Raw genomic sequence first — 23,879 nt, forward strand, 5'->3', positions numbered from 1 at the left:
AAACCAGGCTTATTTCCCCCGGGCCTTGTGGTAGTCCTCGGCAAAATCCTTCCACTGCGCCTGCGCCATCTCGCAGCCATGCCGCGCCAGCCGCAGCACCGGCGCGCGCCAGCGCGAACCGGCGGCGAATTCCTGCAACGCCTCGATCCGATCGGCGGCTTCATGGCCGCAGCCGCGCAGGTGCGCCCAGGCCGCCGAGCGCGCCATCGTGAGAAGCACTTCGCTCAGGCTGGCGCGATCGGTGTGAGGCCCAAGGTTCACGCGGTCGGCCGTGGGCTGCAGGCTCTTGACGATGTAGGACGGCGCTGCTGACCCGGCACCCATCGCAACCGCCGAGAGCAGCGCAGGCGAAGCCGCCTGCATGGCATGCTGGATATGCACCACGCGCGCTGCGTCGCTGCCCCATGCGGGTTGCGCGCCATACGGCAAGCCCTGCCACGCGCTGGGCGCGGCGCGCTTGATGTCGATCAGCCGCTGGGCGGTGGGCGTGCCGGGCGCATGCGCGAGCACCACATAGCGCTCCAGCCCCAGGCTGCCCACGCCCGCCACCCGCCGCGCGGCGTCGTCGGCCGCGAACTGGCCGTGATGGGCCTGCCGCGCGAACTCGCGCAGGATGGCCCCAGCGCGCTTGCGCTCGCCTTTGAGCGGAGCCAGCGCATGGCTGTTGTCGATCAGCAGGCGCCGTTTCCCGCCGCGCCGCACGGTGCGCGCCGCCAGGAGCTCGCCGCGGCGGCGGCGTTTGACGCGGCGCAGCAGCGTCGCCACCAGCCCGGTGGCGGTGGCGCGCTCCACCCAGCGCGGCTTGCCGCTGGCCAGCACCGCCGCGTAGGTCTCAAGCATGCGCTCGGCGCCCGCGCGCGCGTCGGCGTCCGACAGGCCGAGCTGCGGCGCCGCGATCATCAGGCTGGACAGCAGGCGCACAAGGTCCACCGTCAGCGGCGCGGCCATCGCGTCGTCGAAGTCGTTCAGATCAAAATAAACCAGGCCGTTGTCGCCCTTGAAGCTGCCCAGGTTCTCCAGATGGAGATCGCCGCAAACATAGGTGGTGGGGGCTTCCACCAGGGCGGCCTCGGTGCCCACCGAGGCCGCGTAGAGGTGGTTGGTGCCACGCAGGAAGGCGAACGGATCGGCGGCGATGGCGGCGAGCTTGCGGGTCAGCCGCTCGGGATCGCGGCCATGGTTATAGATCAGGATGGCTTCCGTAGCTGGGTGCATGGTTTCGTCATAGTGGCGGGCAACCGGGCAAGTGTACCCGGATGGCGCGCACGGAACATGCACCGCGCGCTCAGCGGAAGAAGACGCCGCGCAAGAGGAACGTGTAGTCCGCCTCGGCCGCCATCAGGCCCACCAGCACCAGCAGGCACAGCGGCGGCAGCAGGATGGCGCAGATCAGCGCCAGCCGCTCCCAGGCCATGTGCATGAACACGGCCACGATCAATCCGGCCTTCATCACCATGAAAAGCAGGATCAGGGTCCAGCGCAGATAGCCCTCGAAATGGAAGTAGTCCACCAGGTACGACAGCGTGGACAGCACGAACAACAGTGCCCAGATCTTCAGGTATAGGCCGATGGGATGCTGCTGCCCATGTTGCTGGCCAAGCGGTTGCCCGTGCGGCGAATCGCCGTGCGAGCCGGTAACGGCGGGGGCCTGCGCGGGCAATTCGGGAGATGGGGACGACGCAGCCATGAGGGGCCTCACCAAAGATAGAACAGCGCGAAGATAAAGACCCACACCAGGTCCACGAAGTGCCAGTAGAGCCCGGCAATCTCCACGATCTGGTAGTTGCCCGTGCGCTCGTAGCGGCCCCGCAGCACCTTGGTGGCGACGATCAGCAGGTAGATCACGCCGCAGCTCACATGCAGGCCATGGAAGCCGGTGATCATGAAGAAAGCCGAGCCGAACTGCGGCGCACCCATCGGGTTGCCCCACGGGCGCACGCCCTCGGTCACTATCAGCTTGGTCCACTCAAAAGCCTGCATGCTGACGAAGGCCACGCCGAACAGCGCCGTGGCAAACATGAGCAACGCGCATTTCACGCGATCGCGCCGGTAGGCAAAGTTGACGGCCATCGCCATCGTCCCGCTGCTGCTGATCAGCACGAAGGTCATGATGGCGATCAGCAGCAGCGGCACCTCGGTGCCGCCCACCTTGAGCCCGAACACGATGCTGGGGTTCGGCCAGGGCGCCGTGCTGGCGATCCTGACCGTCATGTACCCGGTCAGGAAACAGCTGAAGATGAAGGTATCGGACAGCAGGAAGATCCACATCATCGCCTTGCCCCACGACACCTTGAAGGCCCGCTGGTCCGAGGACCAGTCGGCCACCAGCCCGCGCAAGCCGGTCACCGCCGGTGCGGATGAAGTGGGTAGCGAAGACATGGGCGCGTCTCCTTCGAGAATCGGCCGGGCCGCCTAGCCGCGGCCGCAGATAAAGCGAACGAACTCCGGCGTCAGCCAGCCGAGCGCGGCCAGCAGCACCAGCCACACTGCCAGCAGGAAATGCCAGTAGCGCGCGCACAGGCGAATGCGCAGCGCGCTGCCCGGCCCGGCGCGCATGGCCATCATCCAGCCAACCAGGCCGCCCAGCACATGCAGGCCATGCATCGCGGTCAGCAGGTAGAAGAAGCTCCCGGACGGGTTGTTGGCAGGCACCACGTGGATGGCGAGCAGGGCCTGCCATGCCCACAACTGCGAAGCCACGAACGCCGCCGCGGCCAGCCCGCCGAGGCACAGCGCGCGGTGCGCCACCGAGACGCGTCCGGCGCGGGCCGCGCGCGCGGCCACCAGCATCACCCCGCTACCCGCCGCCAGCAAGGCCGTGGACAGCCAGACCTGCCACGGCAACGCCACGGCGTGCCAGTCCGGCGAATCCATGCGCATGGCGTACGCGGCGATAAACAAACCAAACAGCGAACTGACCACGCCCATGAACACCCACAGCCCGATGCTGGCCGGCGCGGGCCCCGCGCGCTGCCTGCCCACATCGCCGGGGCCGGGGCCCGGGCGCCGCTCGCCGTCGGCACCGGTGCGATAGACCAGGTTCGCGTTCATGCCACGGCTCCATGGCTGGTGTGCGGCTCGGGCTCGGCGCCCCCGGCCTCGGGCGGCGCGTTCTGCGCAATGAAATCCTCGCTCGCACCCGGCACGCTATAGGCATAGGCCCAGCGATGCACCACCGGCTGCTGCGCGCCCCAGTTGCCGTGCACGGGCGGCGTGTCCGGCGTCTGCCACTCCAGCGAGGCCGCGCGCCAGGGATTGGACCCCGCCGGCCTGCCGTGCCTGACGCTCCAGGCCAGGTTGAAGATGAACAGCAACTGCGCCGCCGCCACGATAAACGCCGCCACGGAGATATAGGCGTTCATGGTGTGGGCCGACTCGGGAATGAAGGCGTAGTTGTCGTAGGCGTAGTAGCGCCGCGGCATGCCAAGGATGCCCAGGTAGTGCATCGGGAAGAAGATGGCATAGGTGCCGACGAACGTCACCCAGAAATGGATGTGCCCCAGCTTGTCGTTGAGCATGCGGCCGGTGACCTTGGGGTACCAGTGATAGATCCCGCCAAACACCACCAGGATCGGCGAAACGCCCATCACCATATGGAAGTGCGCGACCACGAAATACGTGTTCGACAGCGGAATGTCCACGCTGACATTGCCCAGGAACAGCCCGGTCAGCCCGCCGATCACGAAGGTGCTGATAAAGGCGATGGCAAACAGCATCGGCACCGAGAAATGAATGTCGCCCCGCCATAGCGTGATGACCCAGTTATAGACCTTGATGGCGGTGGGAATGGCGATGATCAGCGTGGTGGTGGCAAAGAAGAAGCCGAAGTACGGGTTCATCCCGCTCACGAACATATGGTGCGCCCACACCACCACCGACAGCACGCCGATGGCCAGGATGGCCCACACCATGGTGCGATAGCCGAAGATGCTCTTGCGCGAATGCACGCTGACCAGGTCGGAGACGATGCCGAACGCCGGCAACGCGACGATGTACACCTCCGGATGGCCGAAGAACCAGAACAGGTGCTGGAACAGCAGCGGGCTGCCGCCCTTGTAGTTCAACTGCTGGCCCAGCGAAACGATCGCAGGCATGAAGAAGCTCGTGCCCAGCGTGCGGTCGAGCAGCATCATCACGCCCGACACGAACAGCGCCGGAAAGGCCAGCAACGCCAGGATGGTGGCCATGAAGATGCCCCACACGGACAGCGGCATGCGCATCAGCGTCATGCCCTCGGTGCGGGCCTGCAGCACGGTGGTGACGTAGTTGAGCCCGCCCATGGTGGCGGCCACGATGAAGATCACCAGCGACACCAGCATCAGGATGATGCCCCACTCATAGCCGGGCGTGCCCGGCAGGATGGCCTGCGGCGGATACAGCGTCCAGCCGGCGCCGGTGGGCCCGCCCGGCACGAAGAAGCTCGACAGCAGCACCAGCACCGAGAGGAAGTAGACCCAGAAGCTCAACATGTTGAGGTACGGGAACACCATGTCGCGCGCCCCCACCATCAGCGGGATCAGGAAATTGCCGAAGCCGCCGAGAAAGAGCGCCGTGAGCAGGTAGATCACCATGATCATCCCGTGCATGGTCACGAACTGGTAGTAGCGGTTGGCATTGATGAACGTGAAGTGCCCGGGAAAACCCAGCTGCAGGCGCATCAGGTTGGAAAGCACCACGCCCACCAGCCCCACGAAGATGGCAACCAGCGTGTACTGCACCGCGATCACCTTGTGATCCTGGCTCCAGATATAGCGGGTAAAGAAGCTCTGCGGTCCGTCGTGGGCGGCCTCGTCGGCGTATGCCATAGCACTCCCTCCTGTAGCCTTCTTTGCAACCTGCCTGCGATCTACCTGGCCGCGGCGCCGGACGCGGCGCCCGCCTGCGTTGCCGCGCCGGGCGCGCCGTTGGCGCGGATGTAGGCAATCAGCGCGCTCACCTCTTCGTCGCTCAGGGCCATCTTTGGCATGAGCGGGCCGAAGCCCTTGACCAGGCGCGCCTGCGGATCGGTGATCTCCGTCTTCAGGTAAGCGTCGTCGACCTTCGCGCTGCTGCCGTCGGCAAAGGTCCCGGTACTGCCATACAAGCCCTTCCAGCTTGGCCCCACGCCAACGGTGCCATCGATGCTGTGGCAACCCACGCAGCCCTTGCTCTGCGCCAGCGCGCGGCCCTGCCCGACGAGCGTATCGGCCGCCGGCGCGCCGGCAGGCGCTGCCCCTGTCACCGCAGCGGGCGTCTTCGCCATGGTCAGCGCGAACGTCGGCTGGCGCGCGAGCCATGCCTGGAACGCCGCCTCGTCCTCCACCACCACATGGCCGCGCATGTTGTAGTGGCCGACCCCGCACAGTTGCGCGCACAGGATCTCGTACGTGCCCGCCTTGGTCGGCGTGAACCAGAACGACGTGACGGTGCCTGGCACCATGTTCATGCGAGCGCGAAACGGCGGCACGTAGAAGTCGTGGAGCACGTCCTTGGAGCGCAGCAGCACCTTGACCGGGCGATTCAGCGGCAGATGGACCTCCTGGCCGGCGACGATGATGTCGTCCTGCCCGCGCGGGTCGTCCGGGTTCACGCCCAGCGGATTGGCGGGCGTGACAAAGCGCGGGTCCGAGGTGCCGAGCTGGCCGCCCCGGCCGGGAAAGCGAAAGCCCCACTGCCACTGCTGGCCCACCACCTCCAGGACCATGGCGTCGCCGGGTGGGCGCACGTACTCGGCATAGACGAACAGGCCCGGCGCCAGCAGCGCGATCACCCCAAGCGTGGTGCCCGCTGTCAGCCACAGCTCCAGCCTGGGGTTTTCCGGCTGATAGGCCGCGCGCGCGCCGTCGCGATGGCGGTAGCGCCAGACGATGTAGGCGACGAACAGGTTGATGATGACGAAGAAGATGCCGGTGATGACCAGCGTGATGGTCAGCGTGTCGTCCATCTGCTTCCAGTTGGAGGCAAGCGGCGTCGCCCACCACGGGCTCAAGAAATGGAAGAGCACCGAAGCAACGACGATGATCACGATTGCAATGGCTATCGCCATACCGACCCTCCCCGCTTGCGCACAGAAGGATGCGAACTACACGCAAGCTGAGATAAGACTAGTGCATCTGGTCCGCCACCGGCAAGGCGGCCTTGACAGCGCTTTGGGTGCGATGCCACACAAGATGGCCCGGCCATGCGCCACCAGCGGCAAAACAAAAAGCGGCGGAGAAAGCCGAAGCTTTCATCCGCCGCCGCCAGCCCGCACGGCCCGTGTAGTGGCAATGCGCGGGTCTAAACCGCTAAACCGCTAAATCGCTAAACAGCACGTAGACGCAGGGCAATGGAAACAGGGATGCGCCGCGGCACGCGCCGATGGATTTGCTGATGGATTGGCTGGCATTTCCTCCGGTTTGCGTGCTCAGTGAGATACATCCTTGTTTTCAAGCTTCCAGTAGGCAATGGCTGCGGTCATGCCGAAGATCATGTGGCCAACCAGCGTATGCCAGCCACGCGCATCGGCGAACCAGGTGAAAAAGCGCGTCATGCCGTAGAAGTTGAGCAGGTACACGGCAATGCCGAATACCGCGCCGGTAAGCAACGCCAGGCCCGTGCTCGAATCCAGGTGAAATGGCGCGATGATGGCCCCCAGGATCATGCCCAGCACCGCGCCGAGCACAAAGTGGATCATCAGCGCCGCGGCCACGGTACCCACGCTGAACAACGAAGTCTGGAGCACGTCCTGCCCCATCAGGATCGCCGCGATCATCCGCGTCGTGCCCCACGGGTTGATGCCCGCCACCATCGTCGACCAGAACAGCTCGATCACCATCAGCAGCGCCCCGGCCGCCAGCCCCGACACCGCTGCCGCGGTCCAGTCTGGCATGCGGCGCACGTAGTGGTGCGATTGCATGTGAAGTTCCATAGCCACCTCCGGATATGCTGTTTCACCGCCGCTTTTGCTGCGGTTGCGCTGCGGTTGCGCTTGCTATACGCAAGTTGCGACCTGATTGCCGATCTGGCCCGCGTATCTGCACAGCATAGGACACGCCGGCCTGATCGTTTGACCGCACACGCGCAAATAAGTGCTGGAGGTGGGCCGGCGCCACGTTGGCGCCGCAACGTGCCACGCGCGGGTGACAGGATCGGTACTTGGCGGGCGGCGATCCGTTCAGGCGGCGCTGGCCTGCGTGCCGGCGACCGCCGCGATTGTTGCCAGCACGCCGCGCTCGCGCAGCATGCGCGTCTGCGTGGCCAGCGTTTCGACGAACACGCGCGAAGCAGCCAGATCCCCGAACACCGGCGTGAACGACGCGATGGCCGCGATGCGATCCGCCTCCCGTGCATGCCGGGCCTCGGCCTCGGCCAGCAAGGCACGGAGCGAAGATGCCAGCGGGTCTTCGATACGGTACTCGGCGCCGTGCTCGTCCCGGCCGCGCAGGAAATGCAGCCAGCCGGCCACGCCCAGCGCCAGGCGCGGAAACGGGGCGCCGGCGCGCAAACGTTCGCGGATCGGCGCCAGCAGGCGCTGCGGGATCTTCTGCGAGCCGTCCATGGCGATCTGGCTGGTCTTATGCTGCAGCGCGGGATTAGCAAAGCGCGCCAGCAGGTCGCGCCGATAGGTCGCGGTGTCCAGCCCCGGCAGCGCGGGTAAGGTCGGCAGCATTTCCTGCTCCATCATGCCGGCCACCAGCGCGCGCACAGCCGGCACGGCGATGGCGCGGTCGGTGGTGGCCCACCCGGCCACCATGCCCAGGTAGGCCATGGTCGAATGGCTGCCGTTGACCAGGCGATGCTTGAGCGTCTCGAACGGATGCACGTGTTCGACGAACTGCGCGCCGCCCGCCTCCCAGCGTGGCCGGCCGGCCACGAAGCGGTCCTCCATCACCCACTGCAGGAAGGGCTCGCCCACCACGGGCCATGCGTCCTCAACGCCAAGCGCGGCGCTGATGCGCGCGGCATCGTCCACGGTGGTCTTGGGCACGATGCGGTCGACCATGGCATTGGGAAAAGCGCAGCGTTCGGCCACCCAATCGTGGAGCGCGCCGTCCACGCGCGCGCAGAAGGCCAGCAGCAAGCCGCGCAGCGTGTCGCCGTTGGCGGCGATGTTGTCGCAACTGAGCAAGGTCAGCGGCGGCAGGCCGCGCGCCATGCGTCGTTGCAGGCCGCGCGCCAGATAGCCGATGGCGGTGACCGGGGCGCCGGCATGCAGCAGGTCATGGGCGATGCCCGGGTCGCTGAAGTTCAATGTGCCGGTGGCAGGGTCATGGCAGTAACCCTTCTCCGTCACCGTCAGGCTGACGATGCGCGCGTCCTCATGCGCGATCCGCTCCAGCACGGCATCGGGATCATCCGCGGCCACCAGCACCGCCATCACCGCGCCAATCACCTGCAACTGCACAAAGCGGCTGCCGTCGTCCCGCACCCCGCGCAATGCAAGCGTGTACAGGCCTTGCTGCGGCGCCAGCGCGTCGCGCGTGTCTGGCCGGCGCAGCGAGACGCCGACGATGCCCCAGTCCAGCGAGTGCGCGTCGGCGGCATCTGCGTGCAGCGCGGCTTCCGTCACCGCCGCCTGGTGCGCGCGGTGAAAGGCGCCGATGCCCAGGTGGACGATGCCGCCACGCAGGCGTTCGCGCGCATAGCGCGGGCGCAGTACGTCATGCGGAAGCTGCGCGAGCGTGTCGGGATGCAGTCTTGGCGTCGTCATGGGGCGTGCCTGTGTTTGCCTGTGTTTGCCTGTGTTTGCCTGTGTTTGCCTGTGCTTTCCTGAATTTGCCTGTATCTGCCCGGCATTTGCGCTACCAGTGCCAGAGCGTGCCATCGTGGGCAAGGCGATTCACCGGCAGGTAGGCGCGTTGATAGGGAAACCTGGCCGCCAGCGTCTCATCGATATCCACGCCATGTCCCGGCGCATCGCCCGGATACAGCATGCCGTTGGCAAAGGTGTAGGCGTGCGGGAACACCGCATCGGTCTGCTCGCTGTGGCGCATGTATTCCTGGATGCCGAAGTTGGGCACCCACAGGTCAAAATGCAGCGCGGCGCCCATGCACACCGGCGAGAGGTCGGTCGCGCCATGCGAGCCGGTGCGGACCTGGTGCATCGCGGCGAAGTCAGCGATGCGGCGCAGGTGCGTAATGCCACCCGCATGGACCACGGTGGCGCGGATGTAGTCGATCAACTGCTCCTGGATCAGCGTCTTGCAGTCCCAGATGGTGTTGAAGACCTCGCCCACCGCCAGCGGCGTGGTGGTGTGCTGGCGGATCAGCCGGAAGCTCTCCTGGTGCTCCGCGGGCGTGGCGTCTTCCATCCAGAACAGGCGGAACGGCTCCAGCGACTTGCCCAGGCGAGCCGCCTCGATCGGCGTAAGCCGGTGGTGCACGTCGTGCAGCAGGTGCAGGTCCCAGCCAGCCGCGTCACGTACCTTCTCGAACAGGCGCGGCGTGTGATCCAGGTAGCGCTCCGTGCTCCAGTCGTGCTCCGACGGCAGAGAGGCATCGGCCGGCTCGTAGAACAAGCGGTCCGACGACACGCCATACACCTTGTTAAGCCCCGGCACGCCCGCTTGCGCGCGCACCGCGCGGTAGCCCAGTTCCTTGTAACGCAGCACTTCGTCCACCGTGGCCTCGATATCGCTGCCATTGGCGTGGCCGTACACCATCACGCCGGTGCGGCTCTTGCCGCCCAGCAACTGGTAAAGCGGCATGCCCGCCGCCTTGGCCTTGATGTCCCACAGCGCGGTATCCACCGCGGCGATCGCGCTCATGGTCACCGGCCCGCGCCGCCAGTACGCGCCGCGATACAGGTACTGCCAGATGTCCTCCACCTGGTGCGGGTCGCGCCCGATCAGGCAGGGCGCCACGTGGTCCTCCAGGTAGCTCGCCACGGCCAGCTCGCGGCCGTTGAGCGTGGCGTCGCCGATGCCGCTCAGGCCCTCGTCGGTCTCGATCTTCAGCGTCACGAAGTTGCGTCCCGGGGAACACACGATGACGCGCGCGGCGGTGATCTTCATGCTCTCTCCTGCTTGGTTTTTGTCGATGGTTCCCAGCGCCGGCATGCGCTTACATGACCGCGCCCAGCGACCACGGCACGAACTCGTTCTGCCCGTAGCCATGCAGCTCGCTTTTGGTCTTTCGCCCCGATGCGGTCTCCAGCATCCGCCGGAAAATCTGCTCGCCCTTGTGCGCAATGCTGGCGCCGCCATCGACGATGTCGCCGCAGTTGATGTCGATGTCGTCGGCCTGCCTTTGCCACAGCGCGCTGTTGGTCGCCAGCTTGAGCGAGGGCGATGGCGCGCAGCCGTAGGCCGAGCCGCGCCCGGTGGTGAAGCAGATCAGGTTGGCGCCGCCCGCCACCTGGCCGGTGGCAGAGACCGGATCGTAGCCAGGCGTGTCCATGAAGACCAGGCCGCGCGCACGCACCGGCTGCGCGAACTCGTAGACCTCCACCAGGTTGGTGGTGCCGCTCTTGGCCACCGCGCCTAGCGACTTCTCCAGGATGGTGGTGAGCCCGCCGGCCTTGTTGCCGGCCGAGGGGTTGTTGTCCATGCTGCCGTGGTTGCGCGCGCAATAGTCCTCCCACCAGCGGATCCGCGCCAGCAGGCGCGCGGCCACCGCCGGCGACGCCGCGCGGCGCGTGAGCAGATGCTCGGCGCCGTAGATCTCGGGCGTCTCGGACAAAATGGCGCTGCCGCCATGGCGCACCAGCAGATCCACGGCCGCGCCCAGCGCCGGGTTGGCAGTCAGCCCCGAGTAGCCATCCGAGCCGCCGCATTGCAGGCCCACCATGATGTGGCTCGCCGGCACGGCTTGCCGGTGCACGCGATTGGCGTCGGCAAGCAGGTCCTGCACGATGGCCACGCCGCGCGCCACCGCGCCGGCGGTGCCGCCGCTATCCTGGATGTTGAACGCATGCAGGCGCGGGCCGCCGGCCATGCCGGCGAGATCCTCCTCGGCCAGCAGGCCATCGATCTGGTTGGCCTCGCAGCCCAGCCCCACCACCAGCACCGCGGCAAAGTTCGGGTGGCGCGCGTAGCCCGCCAGCGTGCGGCGCAATACGCGCAGGTTCTCGCCCTCGCTATCGGTGGCGCAGCCCGCGCCATGCGTGAGCGCCACCACGCCATCCACATTGGGAAACGCGGCCAGCGCCTCCGGGCGAAGCTCACGCCGGAAATGATCGGCAATGGCACGCGCCACCGTGGCGGAGCAGTTCACCGAGGTAAGGATGCCGATGTAGTTGCGGGTGGCCACGCTGCCGTCGGCGCGTTTGATGCCATCGAAGCTGGCCGGTGCATCAACGTATTCGGTGGCGCGCGCATCCGCGCCGGCAGCGTATTCACGTGTGAACTCGCCCATGGCCAGGTTATGCGTATGCACGTGCTGGCCCGGCGCGATCGGCTGGCGCGCAAAGCCGATGATCTGGTTGTAGCGCCGCACCGGCGCGCCCGCGGCGATGGCGCGCACCGCCAGCTTGTGCCCGGGCGGCACCAGGCTGGCGACGCTCACGCCCTCGGCGGCGATGACGGTGCCCGGCACCAATTGGCGGCAGGCGATGACGATATCGTCGGCGGGGTGTATGCGGATGACATTGGGTGCTTTATCGGCTGGCATGCTGGCTCCGCGCGGATGGCTGAGTGGGGACGAACAGGATGTACCGCCTCAGTTGGACCAGCCACCGTCGATCACCTGCGCCGTGCCGGTGGTGAATGCCGATTCGTCCGAGCCGAGGTACACCGCCAGCGCGGCGATCTCCGAGGCGCTGCCGATGCGCCCCATCGGCTGGCGGGCGACAAAGGCGGCTTCCACCTCGGCCAGGCTCTTGCCGCCATCGCGCGCCTGGTCCGCGATGCGCTGGCGCAGCGAGGGCGACTCCACCGTGCCGGGGCAGATCGCATTGCAGCGGATGCCATGGCCGATGTAGTCCGCCGCCACCGACTTGGTCATACCGATCACCGCCGCCTTGGTGGCGCCGTAGACGAAGCGGTTGGGCGCGCCCTTGATGCTGCCTGCCACCGACGCCATGTTGACGATCGAGCCGCTACGGCGCGCCACCATGGCGGGCAGGAAGGCGCGCATCATGCTGTACATGGCGCGCACGTTCAGGTTCATCGAGAAATCGAAAGCGGCTTCGTCGCATTCCAGGATGGTGCCGTGGTGCACGAAGCCCGCGCCGTTGAACAGGATATCTAGCGCGCCGGCCTGCTTCGCCGCGGCCTGCACCGCGGCGCCGTCCGTCACGTCCAGCCGCAGCGTGGTGCAGCCGGGCTGGGCGGCCAGCGCCTCGAGCAAGCGCGCGTTGATATCGGCGGCGATCACGCGCGCGCCTTCACGCAGATAGGCTTCGGCGGTGGCGCGGCCAATGCCCTGCCCGGCCGCGGTGACGAGGGCCAGCTTGCCAGCGAGTCGTTGCGTCATCAGTCGTTCTCCATGAGCGGTTCCGGCCGCGTTTGCGTAGCCGGTGAAATCATCAGGAAACCAGCGCGCGCGCCACCGTGCGGCGCCCGATCGCGGCCCAGTCCCATTCGATGCCAAGGCCCGGTGCGTCCGGGGCGATGGCGTGGCCGGCCTCGATGCGCACGCTGCTGGCGGCAATCTCGTCGAGCTGCGGGATGTACTCCACCCAGGCTGCGTTGGGCACCGCGGCGCATAGCGACACATGCAGCTCCATCAGGAAGTGCGGGCAGATCGACAGGTTGTGGGCTTCGGCCAGGTGCGCCACCTTGAGCCAGGGCGTGATGCCGCCAATGCGCGCCACATCGGCCTGCACGATGCCGCAAGCGCCCTGGCGCACGTACTCGGCAAACTGGCCGGGCGAGTACAACGACTCGCCCACTGCGATGGGCACCGAGGTGGATGCGGCCAGCCGCACGTGCCCGCCGATATCGTCGGCCGGCAGCGGCTCCTCGAACCACGCGATGCCCAGCTCGGCGTAGCGCGGTGCGCGCCGGATGGCCTCGGCGGCGGTGAAGCACTGGTTGGCGTCCACCATCAGCTCGAAGCCGTCTCCGACCGCGTCTCGCACCGCTGCCAGGCGCGCCACGTCCTCGCTCGCCCGCGCGTGGCCCACCTTCAGCTTGGCACCGCGAAAACCCGCCTCGCGCGCCGCCACGGCCTCGCTCACCAGCGTATCGGCATCCAGGTGCAGCCAGCCGCCTTCGGTGGTGTAGACCGGCACGCGCGGTTGCGCCCCGCCGGCGGCAAGCCACAGGGGCTGGCCGTCGCGCCGGCAGCGCCAGTCCCACAGCGCGGTATCGATGGCGGCCAGCGCCAGGCTGGTGATGGCGCCGACCGAGGTGGCGTGGGTGGCGAACAGCAGCTCGCGCCAGATCGCCTCGATCTGGGCGGGATCGCGCCCGATCAGGCGCGGTGCCAGGTGATCGCGCAGCAGCGCCATCACCGATGAGCCGCCGGTGCCGATGGTATAGGCGTAGCCCGTGCCCTCAGCGCCATCGTCGCAGCGGATGCGCACCATGGGTGTTTCCTGCATGACGAAGGACTGGATGGCGTCGGAGCGCGGCACGCGCGGCGGCAAGTCCACCTGCAGCAGTTCGACCTGGACGATGGTGGCGCTCATTTGCTGCCCACCAGGTTCGGCAGCCACAGCGTGATCGCCGGGAAGTAAGTAATGGCGATCAGCGTCAGGAACAACGGCACCAGCCACGGCAGGATGGCCACGGTAGTGCGCTCCACCGACAGCTTGGCCACCCGCGCCAGCACGAACAGCACCATCCCCAGCGGCGGATGCAGCAGGCCGATCATCAGGTTGAGCGTCATCACCAGCCCGAAATGGATCGGGTCGATGCCGAGCTTGAGCACGATGGGCAGCAGGATCGGGACCAGGATGGTGATCGCCGCCGTGGTGTCGATAAAGCAGCCCACGATCAAGATCAGCACGTTGGCCAGCAGCAGGAACACCCATTTGTTGTGGGTGAATCCAAGGATGGCGTCGGACAGCATCTGCGCGGCCTGGCTGGTGGTGAGCAGCCAGGCGAAGATCGATGCCGCGGTGACGATGAACAGCACCGATGCGGTGGTCTCGATGGTGTCGAGCGTGGCCTTGGCCAGCGAGCGCAGCGTCATGGAGCGGTAGCGCACCAGCCCGAGAAACAGCGCCCAGATCACCGCCGCCACCGCGGCCTCGGTGGGCGTAAACCAGCCCAGCGTCATGCCGCCGATCAGGATCACCGGCGCCATCAGCGCCATCACCGCGGAAAAGTCGAAGTACCAGTCCAGCGCCAGCAGCACCACCAGCGCGATCAGCGCGGCCACGTTGGTGGACACGCCAAAGCGCGTCATCAGCCAGATCGCCAGCGGAAAGGCCAGCACCACCGCGATCTCGATGCTGGCGTTGCCCAGCAGCTTCCAGGAGAACGCGGTATCGCTGCCCCAGCCGCGGCGGTGGGCAAACCACGCCACCGTGCCCATCATGAACAAGGTCAGCACCAGGCCCGGCACGATGCCGGCCAGGAACAGCGAGCCGATCGACACATTGGCCATCATGCCGTAGATCACGAACGGCAGCGACGGCGGGATGATCGGCCCGAGCGTGGCCGAGGCCGCCGTCACGCCCACCGCGAACTCGGTCTCGTAGCCGTGGTCCTGCATGGCCTTGATCTCGATGGTGCCCAGGCCCGCCGCATCGGCAATGGCGGTGCCCGACATGCCGGAGAAGATCACCGAGCCGATGATGTTGACGTGGCCCAGCCCGCCGCGCATCCAGCCCACCAGCGCCACGGCGAAGTTATAGATGCGCCCGGTGATGCCGGCCACGTTCATCAGGTTGCCGGCGAGGATGAAGAAGGGCACGGCCAGGAGCGGAAAGCTCTCCACGCCGGCAATCATGCGCTGCGCCAGGATCACGTCCGGCACCGTGCCGGAGGCCCAGATATACAGCAGCGAAGCCACCGCCATCGCAATGGCGACCGGCAGGCCCACCAGCATCAGCAGCAGGAAGGAAACAATCAGGATCCACATGGCGGCGCGCGCTCCGGGTTGGTCGTCGGTCGTTGTCTGTCGCTGTCGGTCGTTGTCAGTCGTCGCTGGCCTCGAACGCTTCGGGGCGCTCCAGGATGGAAAAACCCTGCGTCCAGTTCAGCCAGCTCACCTGGCAGGAGCGCAGGCACATCAGGACGAATCCGGCCAGCACCAGGTAGTAGATCCAGCTCTTGTTCCACTCGATGGTGGTCATCGGCTCGTCGCCCACCACCAGGATGTAGCGCCAGGCCAGCCAACCGGCATAGCCAAGAAAGGCAGTGCGCACGATGTCCACCAGCGTGGACAGCGCGCGTGCCGGCGCGTGCGGCAGGTAGCGGTAGATCAGGTCCACCTGGATATGCCGGCTCTTGCGCACGCACATGGCCGCGCCGATGAACACCACGCCGATCAGGCAGTAGGTGGCCAGTTCCTCGGTCCAGGCCAGCGAGTCGTTCATCACGTAGCGGGTGAAGAACTGCAGGAAGACCAGCGCGGTCATGAGCCAGAACAGCCCCAGCGTGAACCAGTCCTCGGCGGCATAGCCTGCAAGGTCCGCCTGCTTGTCGTCGGCCTCCTCGAAGCTGTGCGCCAGCTCCGCGACGGTGGCCAGTTGCGGCGCACCGCCTGAGGTCTCGCCGGCAACGGCCTGCGCGGGCAGGTCGTCGGCAAGTCGGGAACGCATTTCCATGGTGTTGCTCCGCAAAGACTGTGATCTGCCTGATCTATGGTCTGTCATCTGCCATCTGGCGCCTGCTGCCGGGGTCACTGCACGGCCTGGATCTTGTCCCAGTCGGCCTTGCGATAACCCTGCGATTCAAAGCTCACGTTCTTCAGCACCGCGTCGCGGTACTCCGGCACATTGATGTCGGTAACCGTCAGGCCCTTTTGCTTGAACACCGCCACCAGTTCCTTCTCGCGCGCCACCACGTCGGCGGTGGCGCGCATGGCGGCTTCCTGCGCCACGTCGCTGAACATCTTGCGGTCGGCCTCGGAGAGTTTCTTCCACAGGCCGCCCGAGATCACCGTGTTGAGGTGGTCGACGATATGGCCCGTAAGCACGATGTACTTCTGCACCTCATAGAATTTCTTGGCTTCGATGGTGGGCAGCGGGTTCTCCTGCGCCTCCACGGTGCCGTTCTGCAATGCCAGGTACACCTCGGCAAAGGCAATCGGCGAGGTATTCACGCCGCAGGCGCGCGGCATGGCAAGGTAGGCTGGCACATCGGGCACGCGCATCTTCAGGCCCTTCATCTCGGCGCAGTGCGAGAAGGGCTTGTTGGAGGTGGACTGGCGCGTCCCGTAATAGGTCGTGGCGACGATATGGTTGCCCGATTTTTCCTCGTAGCCGCGCGTGAGTTCCTTGTAGATATCGCTCTTGGTATAGGCCAGCAGGTGGTTGGCGTCGCGGAAGGTGTAGGGGTAGTAGGTCACGCCGATACGCGGGAACGACTTGGCGGCAAAGCTGGAGCCCGAGATGATGATATCGACCGAGCCCATCGCCAGGCCCTGGTTGATGTCGTTCTCCTTGCCGAGCTGGGAGGCGGGAAACACATCGATCTGGTACCTGCCGTTGCTGCGCTTCCTGATCTCCTCGGCGGCCCACACCGACCACTTGTGAAACGGCTCCGAGGTCTCGTACACGTGCGCCCATTTGAGCTTGGTCTGGGCCAGCGCGCCGCCGCAGGCAAGGCTGGCCACGCAGGTTGCCAGCACGAGGGCGGCCGGCAGCAACGTTGACGGCAGGCGCAGGGGAAATGGCTTCATGCTTCGTCTCCTTTGGTGTGTGTGGTGGGCCTGGCGCTCTCTTGCGGATGCGCTTGCGGCAGTCAGGTGCTGCGTGGATGGATCTATGCAGCGGTGAGCTGTACCTTGGTGCTGCGCGTCTTGTCGGCGGCCAGCGTGAACGCCTCCACGGCCTGCGCCAGCGGCAGCTGCGCCGACAGCAGCGGGCGCACGTCGAGGCGGCCTTGCGTGAGGTAGCGCACGGCCCAGTCGAACTCGCGCCCGAAGCGGAACGCGCCGACATACTCCAGCTCGCGCGCCATGATGTTGTTGGCCGGAAAGTGCAGCCCCTCGGCCGGCAACGTGCCGATCTGCACGATGCGCGCGCCGCGCCGCGCGGCCAGCAGGCACGTGTCCAACGCCGCGCCGCTGCCGGCGGCTTCCAGGCAGACATCGGCGAGATCCTGCAGCGCCTGCGGCGGCTCCCGGTCGGTGCGGATCACCTGATCGGCGCCGACCCGCAATGCCACTTCGAGCGGGCGGTCAGCGATATCGCAGGCGATGATGTGCGCGGCGCCGGCCAGGCGCGCGGCCATCACCGCCAGGCTGCCGATGGTGCCGCCGCCGGTGACCAGCACGGTCTTGCCCAGCAGCTCGCCGGCGCGGTTCACACCATGCAGCGCCACCGAGAGCGGCTCGGCAAACGCCAGCTCACCCAGCGAGATATCGCTGTCCACCGGCGTCAGCTGGCGCTCGTGCATCAGGAAGTGCTCGCGGAACATGCCTTGCACATGCGGATAGATGCTGGCGCTGCCGAGAAAACGCATGTTCCGGCAAAGGTTGTCGCGCCCGGCACGACAGTAGTCGCATTGCCCGCACGCATGCGAGGGATTGATCGCCACCTTGTTGCCCGGGGCGACGCGCGTGACACCGCTGCCAACGCGGGAAACGATGCCGGCCGCTTCGTGGCCCGGCGTCAGCGGCTCGCGGATCACGAAGGCGCCGACCTTGCCGTGGAAGTAGTAGTGCAGGTCCGAGCCACAGATGCCGGCCGCGCCAAGGCGCACCTCGACCTCGAACGGCCCGGGAGCGGCCGGTTCCACCTGCGTGAAACGCAGGTCTTCGCTCGCATGGATATGGCAGACCAGGGACATCATGACTCCTCGGCAAGCTTGCGCGGCTTGCTCCGCGTTGGGGTTGGCTCGGTTGGCGCGCCTGCGGGCCACGCCGCGTAGAAGCGGCCGTGCGAGGCTTCCAGGTGCAGGCACATGGCGTCGCGCGCGGCATCCGGCGAGCCCGAGGCGATGGCCGCCACCACGGCGCGGTGCTCGGCAATGGCCGCGTGCCAGCTGGACGCGTTCTCGAAGTGGCTGCCGAAGCGGGCAAAGAGCGGGTTATGGCGCTCGTCGAACAACTCGGCTACCAGGCGCTGCAGCACGGCATTGCCGGAGACTTCGGTAATCCGCAAATGGAACAGGCGATCGCCCCTGACCGGAATCTGTCCGGCGCCGGCCTCCTCCTGCATGATGGCGATCGATTCTTCCAGCGCGTCCAGCAATGCCGGCGTGGCATGCCGCGCGGCGTTGGCCGCCATCTCGCCCTCGATGGTCTGTCGCGCGCGAATCACATCCAGCGGCGGCTCGGCCATCACGCTGGCGGCGCGCGCACGTTCCGGCGGACAGGCGTAGATGCCCGAGCCCATCCGCACCTCCACCAGCCCCTCCACCTCCAGCGCAATCAGTGCTTCGCGCACCGATGGCCGCGACACGCCCAGTTGCACCGCAAGGTCTCGCTCGGGCGGCAGGCGCGCGCCCACGGGAAACTCCCCGTTTTCGATCAGCCGGCGCAGCTGGTCGGCAATCTGGCGGTAAAGGCGGCGGGGTTCGATCTGCTGCAGGGGCATGTCGGCGCGCGATCCCGAAAATGATTTGGGCCAGGAGGTAAAGTGGCCTGACCAATTTTTAGGAAATTTTTACGCGCGCTACAAGGGGAATTTATGCAGCGCTGCAGCAGGCAGGCGCCGGTGGCTACCCTGGCGTCCGCGCCAGGGCGCCAATACGGCATGGGCGGCGGGTGCAGCAAAGGATCTGGCGACGAGACTTGCGCACGCGTTCCGACAAAAAATGCAGCTTACGGGACAACCCCAATGTCATCGTCCTTGGCCTGCCTGCGACACTTTCTATACTGGAAGCACAAGCAGAAAGTCAGGAGACGGCAATGCTGCACCTCACGTCACATGATCTTGTGTTCCTGATTCCGATGGCGCTGGTTGGCATGATTGCCTTCGGCGGGATCCCCTTCACAGCCCGGGCCTTGCGCATCAGTTGCCGCGCGGCGGGTGCGATCTTCGGGGCTCTGCTGGCGGTGGCCTTGCTGGAGGCGCTTCCGTTGCTTATCTGAACGCTTCGAGCGTTCCCGGCTTGCTTGTGAAAAAGGGGGCCGCTATGACACTGAGCCTGCTGGCTGTCTTGATGGCGGCGTTCCTGCTGGTCACCGTGGCCACGGCGATCTGGCGCTGCAGCCACCCCTACCGCATGCGCTACCGGCGCTGCGCCGAGCGGCGCAAGCGCGCCGGCATCTGCCGGCAAATGCAGCGGCACTAAGCCGCCTTTTGTGATGTATCGTCATCCGGGCCGGAAGCGCCCGGTAGCTGATCGTCTGCCTGGCTGCGTTTGACTGCCCGGCCGATCAGATCTCGATCATCGCGAATTCGCCCTTGCCCACGTCGCATTCAGGGCAACGCCAGTCTTCAGGAATGTCGTCCCAGCGCGTGCCGGGGGCGATGCCATCGTCCGGCCAGCCCTGCTCTTCGTCGTAGACCCAACCGCAAATCAAGCAAACCCAAGTCTTGTAAACAACGGCTTCCTGCTGCAAAACGCACTCCTGTATCGATTCCGGGCGAAATGATACAGCGTTTTTTGCTCGTACCCCGCCGATTGGACCGAGGGACAGGGCGCAGGGGACGGCAACGCCCCCCCTGCGCGGGCAAGGCCAGGTTTGCAGGCAATTCACTGCCGAATGGTGAAGTCGACCCGGTTGGGTGCGCCCTTGTCCTTGATGCCATCGGCGTTGAGCTTCGAGGCGGTCAGGAACAGACGGCTTTCCGGCACCTTCGCATCGCGCTCCAGCGCCTGCTTGACCGCCAGCGCCCGCTGCTCGGCCAAATGCCGGAGTTCCACATCGGTCACCGGCGCGTTCTCCAGCAGCAGCGTCTCCATCTCCTTGGTGGGCAGGGATTTCGACAGCCCGATCACATTGCGCGGCTTCTTGAAGGAGGCGCGCTTGTAGACCGCTTCCAGGTACTTCGGGTACTCCTGCGGCGACACCGTCACCTTGGCGCCTTGCTCGCCCTCTTCGTTCTCTTCGGCCACGGCGCCCGCCTTCGCGCTGGCGCGCATCTCGCGCGACTTTTGCTCGGCCACGCGCGCGTCCAGCCAGGCGCGCCTGGCGCCGGCGTTATCGGTGGCGGGATCGATGCGGCCGCTGATCTCCAGGCGCAGCGCCGGGCGGTCGGCCAGGGCCTTGCCCAGCGTCGCGATCTTCTGCGTGGCCGCCGGCGTGAGCGTGGAGGTGCCGGGCGCGAACTCCACGTAGCCCAGTTCGTCGCCACCGCCAAAGGCAGAGGCAATCAACGAGAACGGCGAGGTGATGGCCTTGGTGAGCAGATTGACGATCACCCGCACGATCACGCCACCGATGCTGAACTCCGGGTCCGACAAGGAGCCCGACACCGGCAGGTTGATGTCGATCACGCCATTACGGTCCTTCAGCAGCGAGACCGCCAGCAGCACCGGCAGCTTGGTTGCGCTCGGGCTGTCGACCTTGTCGCCGAAGGTGAGCTGGTCCAGGTAGAGGTGATTGCGCGCGTCCAGCTTGCCGTTCTCGATCTTGTACGCCACATCGACCGTGAGCTTGCCCTTGGTGATCGGGTAGCCGGCGTACTTGGCCGCGTACGGGGTCAGCCGGGTCAGCTCCACGCCCGCGGCCTTGGCAGCGATATCGAGGTAGAGCGTGTCGGCCAGCGGGTTGAGCTTGCCGTCGATCGTGACCGGCGCATCATCGTCGATGCGGCCTGCCAGCGTGAGGTCGGCGGGCGCCGGCTCCGTCGAGGACACCTTGGAGACCGAGCCCTTCATGTCGGTCAGGTTGGCGGTGTAGTTCGGCTTGACGAAGAAGTCCGAGAAATTGATGTTGCCTTTCTCCACCGTCACGCCGCCAATCCGGATCTGCGGCTTGGCCGCAGCGGAGGCTACGGGTGCGGGCGCCGGGGCCGGTGCGCTGGCGGCGCTCGCTGGTGCGGGATTGGCTTGCGTCAGGCTGGTGCTGGGCGCGGCCTCGCCCTTGGCGGCGCCGCCGGCCATCACATCCTGCAGGTTCAGGCGGCCGTTGGCATTCAGGATCACCCGCGCGTAGAAATCCGACAGCGCGACACCGGCCACGCCAACCTTCATCGGCCCCTTGGCCTCATCCATGGCGAAATCGATGCCGTTCACGGCGAGCGAGCGCCAGCGCAGGAAGTCGTCACCGGTTATCCGGTCGACGCTGCGCACATTGCCGAGCAGCGCGTTGCCGGTGAAGCGCGCGGCGATTGGCTTGCCGGCGGGCGCCTCCACGCCGAGGCGGCCCTTGACGGTAGCGGCGCCGCCACGCAACGCCGCGTTGAAGCGGTCAGCCAGGTAAGGCTGCAGCGGCGCGAGGTCCAGCTCTCGGACGTCGACCTGCAGTTGCGCCGCGGGCCCGGTGGGCAGCACGGTGCCATCGAGCGCCATCGCGCCGCGCCGGCCCACATCGGCCTTGAGCTTCACCGGGATGGCCCCGGCCGCCATCGGCCAGTTGAGCGCCCCCGTGCCGAGGCTGATATTGCGGAACTGATGGATCACGGGGCGATCGCGGTTGGCGGCCGCGGGCCCATAGTCGGTCACGCGCAGGCTGCCGCCATCGAGCGTGAACTTGCCGAGCTGCGCCTTCCAGGGCAATGGCTTGGCGGCAGCCGCGCTCTCGGGCTGGACGGCCTTGGCCTGGACGGCGGTGCTGCGTTGGGCGGACTTCTGCCCGGATTGCACGGCCCACAGGCGCGCGCTTTCGAGCAATTCGCCGCGCAAGTCACGCGTGATGGCGATCTGCGGCTTGGCGACCACCAACTGGCCGGCCTGGAAGGAATGCGCGCCAAGATCGAACGCGATGTCCTCCAGCGCCACGCGCTCGGCGAGCATCACCGGCAGGTTGGCGGTGTCGCTGTCGTCGCGCGCGCGCGCGCGGCGCGCGCCGCGCCGGCGGTCGCTATCGGCAGCGGCAGGTTGGCTTGCGCCCGTCGTGGCGGCTGCCACTTGCGCCACCGTCACCGGCTCGCGGGTGCTCAGGTAGAGCGGCGCCAGTTCGATGCGGGACTTTTCCAGCGAGAAAGCAAAAGCGGGGCCGCCCCATGCCATCTTGTAATGCAGCTCGGCATGGATGGCAGTGTCGCCAAGCCGGGTCTGGAGCGCCGCCGGCCACCATGCGGCAAACCCTTGGGGCTTCAAGCCGCTGGCTTGCAGCGTGCCGTCCATGGTGCCGCCACGCAGGGACAGCTCGCCCTCATGGCTGAGCGTCTGGCCGTCGCCGATCATCAGCTTGGCCTGCACCTTGGCCGGCTTGTCGCTGTCGCCGGACAGACCGGCCACGTCGGCGTCAAGCGGCCCGAGTGCGAGCGTGCCGGGCCCGGAAGGCGCCGAGTCGTCACGCAGGCCCAGGCGGGCCTCTTTGACGGTGATCTGGTCGATCGCATAGCGCCAGGGCTTTTCAGGCACCGGCGCAATACCGGCGGCGGCGGGTGCCGAAGCAGGGCCAGCCTTGGCCACGACAGGTGCGGAAGCCGGGCCAGCCTTGCCTGCGGCCGGCGCGGATGCGGGCGCAGCTGCGACTGCCGATGCGGCTGCAGCCGGCGCGTAGGCCGGCTTCTCGACCTTGGCGGCTTCCGGCAGGAATGCGTCGGCCAGGTCGAGCGAGCCATCGGCGCGCCGCACTGCCTGCACGGCCAGGCCCTCCACGGAGAGGCTGCGCAGGTGGGCCATCCGCCCCAACGGTTCAATGCGCGCGATGTCCACCGCTACCCGCCCGGCCTTCACCAGGGGCGATCCGTCATGCTTGCGGATATCGGCGTCGCGCAGCGCCGCGGTACCTGCCAGGAAGACGTCCTGCTTGTCCTTGTCCTGGATAAAGCCCAGCGTCAGCCGCGAATCCAGCAGCCCGCCCTTGATATCCGCATCCTTGAGCTTCGGCGCGAACGGCATGTAGCGCGCCAGCTCCAGGGCGTCGAGGTTGATGTTGAGGTGGGTCTCGCGCGATGCGGCGAACGGCAGCATGGTGCCATCCAGCGCCAGCGCGGAGCCGTTGATGTTCGCGCTCAGCGTGGGCCGGGTGACAATCTCCACGTCATGCGGCAGGTTGGACAGGAACGGCAGCGTGATGGTCAGGTTGTCCACGCGCTGCGTCTGGTTGAGCAGCTTGTCGTCGAACACCAGGCTGCCGCCGGTCAGCGCGATATTGTTGACCGAGAAGCGCGCCGGCTCGGATTTTGGCGCGGGCGGCTTGGCCGCGAAGCGCTCCACGATGTCGGCGTAGTTCATGCGGCCGTTGGCGTCGCGCGCAAGATGCAGCGCGGGCCGGTCGATATGCACGGCATCCACCACCGGGGCGAAGTGCCACAGTGACGCGATGGCGCCATCGATCCTGGCTTCGCCCACGGTCAGCATGGGCGTGGTGCCATCGGGCTCGTAGATGGTAATGTCGGAAACGTCGACGGCCAGCGAGAACGGATGCACCTCGGCACCCCCAAACGTGACCTTGCGCCCCAGCGCTTCGCTGGCCTGTTTGGCTGCAAAGGATTTGATCAGCGGTGGCCCGCCAAAATACCCGGCCAGGCCAAATACCGCCAGCGCGGCCAAAATGCCGCCGGCCACCCGCATGCCGGCCCGGCGACGTGGCGTTGCGGTTGCTGCCTGCATGGAGAACTTGATTGCCATGTGATCCCAGAAGATTCGACCCCCAACTACCCGCGTGCGCTATGCGAACCCACTGGAGAGCACGATGGAGCAAGTATTCCACACGGTGTCGCCAGACGGATCGGCCACTTTGTGGCCCGGATTTCACTTTTTAGCGACATTATCGCAACGCTTGGGGGCAAAGCAAAGGCATTCAAAGGGATTTAAAAAGGATTTCAGGACGATCCCGGAAGGAATTCAAGC

General features: G+C 66.8%; 21 protein-coding genes. 2 read left to right on the top strand and 19 right to left on the bottom strand.

The window, feature by feature from the left end:
- Positions 1–9: 9 nt before the first annotated feature.
- The 17 genes from AC1RWI_RS20425 to AC1RWI_RS20505 all read right to left on the bottom strand — a co-directional run bounded on the left by AC1RWI_RS20425 (position 10) and on the right by AC1RWI_RS20505 (position 18,559).
- The gene (locus tag AC1RWI_RS20425; protein WP_492868329.1) at positions 10–1,215 is read right to left on the bottom strand and encodes a DUF2252 family protein; all 1,206 of its coding nucleotides are present in this window, start codon (positions 1,213–1,215) and stop codon (positions 10–12) included.
- Positions 1,216–1,285: 70 nt separating this feature from the next.
- The gene (locus AC1RWI_RS20430; protein WP_082055217.1) at positions 1,286–1,687 is read right to left on the bottom strand and encodes a cytochrome C oxidase subunit IV family protein; all 402 of its coding nucleotides are present in this window, start codon (positions 1,685–1,687) and stop codon (positions 1,286–1,288) included.
- Between the two features lie 8 nt (positions 1,688–1,695).
- The gene (locus AC1RWI_RS20435; protein ID WP_043356740.1) at positions 1,696–2,379 is read right to left on the bottom strand and encodes a heme-copper oxidase subunit III family protein; all 684 of its coding nucleotides are present in this window, start codon (positions 2,377–2,379) and stop codon (positions 1,696–1,698) included.
- A 33-nt stretch (positions 2,380–2,412) separates the two neighbouring features.
- Complete coding sequence (locus AC1RWI_RS20440; protein WP_492868332.1) at positions 2,413–3,051, bottom strand: cytochrome c oxidase subunit 3 family protein; 639 nt, start codon at positions 3,049–3,051, stop codon at positions 2,413–2,415.
- Positions 3,048–4,805 (bottom strand): cytochrome c oxidase subunit I, encoded by a 1,758-nt coding sequence (gene ctaD / locus AC1RWI_RS20445; RefSeq protein WP_492868334.1) that lies wholly within the window; start codon positions 4,803–4,805, stop codon positions 3,048–3,050. The genes AC1RWI_RS20440 and ctaD overlap by 4 nt, the downstream gene beginning before the upstream one ends.
- A 41-nt stretch (positions 4,806–4,846) precedes the next feature.
- Complete coding sequence (locus AC1RWI_RS20450) at positions 4,847–6,025, bottom strand: c-type cytochrome (protein WP_492868336.1); 1,179 nt, start codon at positions 6,023–6,025, stop codon at positions 4,847–4,849.
- 360 nt (positions 6,026–6,385) lie between these two features.
- A complete protein-coding gene (locus AC1RWI_RS20455) occupies positions 6,386–6,889 on the bottom strand; it encodes a membrane protein (protein WP_043356744.1) in 504 nt (167 codons plus the stop codon).
- A gap of 246 nt (positions 6,890–7,135) precedes the next feature.
- Complete coding sequence (locus AC1RWI_RS20460) at positions 7,136–8,671, bottom strand: mannitol dehydrogenase family protein (RefSeq protein WP_492868338.1); 1,536 nt, start codon at positions 8,669–8,671, stop codon at positions 7,136–7,138.
- A 91-nt stretch (positions 8,672–8,762) separates the two neighbouring features.
- Positions 8,763–9,974 (bottom strand): D-mannonate dehydratase ManD, encoded by a 1,212-nt coding sequence (gene manD, locus AC1RWI_RS20465; protein ID WP_492868340.1) that lies wholly within the window; start codon positions 9,972–9,974, stop codon positions 8,763–8,765.
- 49 nt (positions 9,975–10,023) lie between these two features.
- A complete protein-coding gene (locus AC1RWI_RS20470) occupies positions 10,024–11,571 on the bottom strand; it encodes a UxaA family hydrolase (protein ID WP_492868342.1) in 1,548 nt (515 codons plus the stop codon).
- Positions 11,572–11,619: 48 nt separating this feature from the next.
- The gene (locus AC1RWI_RS20475) at positions 11,620–12,375 is read right to left on the bottom strand and encodes an SDR family oxidoreductase (protein ID WP_492868344.1); all 756 of its coding nucleotides are present in this window, start codon (positions 12,373–12,375) and stop codon (positions 11,620–11,622) included.
- Positions 12,376–12,427: 52 nt separating this feature from the next.
- The gene (locus tag AC1RWI_RS20480; RefSeq protein ID WP_492868346.1) at positions 12,428–13,534 is read right to left on the bottom strand and encodes a mandelate racemase/muconate lactonizing enzyme family protein; all 1,107 of its coding nucleotides are present in this window, start codon (positions 13,532–13,534) and stop codon (positions 12,428–12,430) included.
- Positions 13,531–14,934 (bottom strand): TRAP transporter large permease, encoded by a 1,404-nt coding sequence (locus AC1RWI_RS20485; RefSeq protein ID WP_043356757.1) that lies wholly within the window; start codon positions 14,932–14,934, stop codon positions 13,531–13,533. Before AC1RWI_RS20485 ends, AC1RWI_RS20480 begins: the two co-directional genes overlap by 4 nt.
- Positions 14,935–14,989: 55 nt before the next feature.
- Positions 14,990–15,622 (bottom strand): TRAP transporter small permease, encoded by a 633-nt coding sequence (locus AC1RWI_RS20490; RefSeq protein WP_144410042.1) that lies wholly within the window; start codon positions 15,620–15,622, stop codon positions 14,990–14,992.
- Between the two features lie 74 nt (positions 15,623–15,696).
- Entirely contained in the window at positions 15,697–16,698 is a 1,002-nt protein-coding gene (locus AC1RWI_RS20495) for a sialic acid TRAP transporter substrate-binding protein SiaP (protein ID WP_052495183.1), read from the bottom strand.
- Between the two features lie 83 nt (positions 16,699–16,781).
- A complete protein-coding gene (locus AC1RWI_RS20500) occupies positions 16,782–17,810 on the bottom strand; it encodes an L-idonate 5-dehydrogenase (protein WP_492868378.1) in 1,029 nt (342 codons plus the stop codon).
- Positions 17,810–18,559, bottom strand: a complete 750-nt coding sequence (locus tag AC1RWI_RS20505) for a FadR/GntR family transcriptional regulator (protein WP_492868349.1) — start codon at positions 18,557–18,559, stop codon at positions 17,810–17,812. Before AC1RWI_RS20505 ends, AC1RWI_RS20500 begins: the two co-directional genes overlap by 1 nt.
- 314 nt (positions 18,560–18,873) lie before the next feature.
- Here AC1RWI_RS20505 and AC1RWI_RS20510 point away from each other — a divergent pair, with 314 nt between their 5' ends.
- Both AC1RWI_RS20510 and AC1RWI_RS20515 read left to right on the top strand, forming a co-directional pair.
- A complete protein-coding gene (locus tag AC1RWI_RS20510; RefSeq protein WP_043356764.1) occupies positions 18,874–19,056 on the top strand; it encodes a hypothetical protein in 183 nt (60 codons plus the stop codon).
- Positions 19,057–19,100: 44 nt separating this feature from the next.
- Positions 19,101–19,259: a hypothetical protein gene (locus AC1RWI_RS20515; RefSeq protein WP_173430743.1), complete on the top strand. Its 159-nt coding sequence runs from the start codon at positions 19,101–19,103 to the stop codon at positions 19,257–19,259.
- Positions 19,260–19,344: 85 nt separating this feature from the next.
- On the opposite strand, the gene AC1RWI_RS20520 is transcribed toward AC1RWI_RS20515, so the two are convergent.
- Positions 19,345–19,530 (bottom strand): rubredoxin, encoded by a 186-nt coding sequence (locus tag AC1RWI_RS20520; RefSeq protein ID WP_043356767.1) that lies wholly within the window; start codon positions 19,528–19,530, stop codon positions 19,345–19,347.
- Between the two features lie 134 nt (positions 19,531–19,664).
- Complete coding sequence (locus tag AC1RWI_RS20525) at positions 19,665–23,657, bottom strand: DUF748 domain-containing protein (RefSeq protein ID WP_492868352.1); 3,993 nt, start codon at positions 23,655–23,657, stop codon at positions 19,665–19,667.
- Between the last annotated feature and the right edge of the window lie 222 nt (positions 23,658–23,879).

It is taken from the genome of Cupriavidus sp. MPR-AND1C (genome assembly GCF_058809705.1).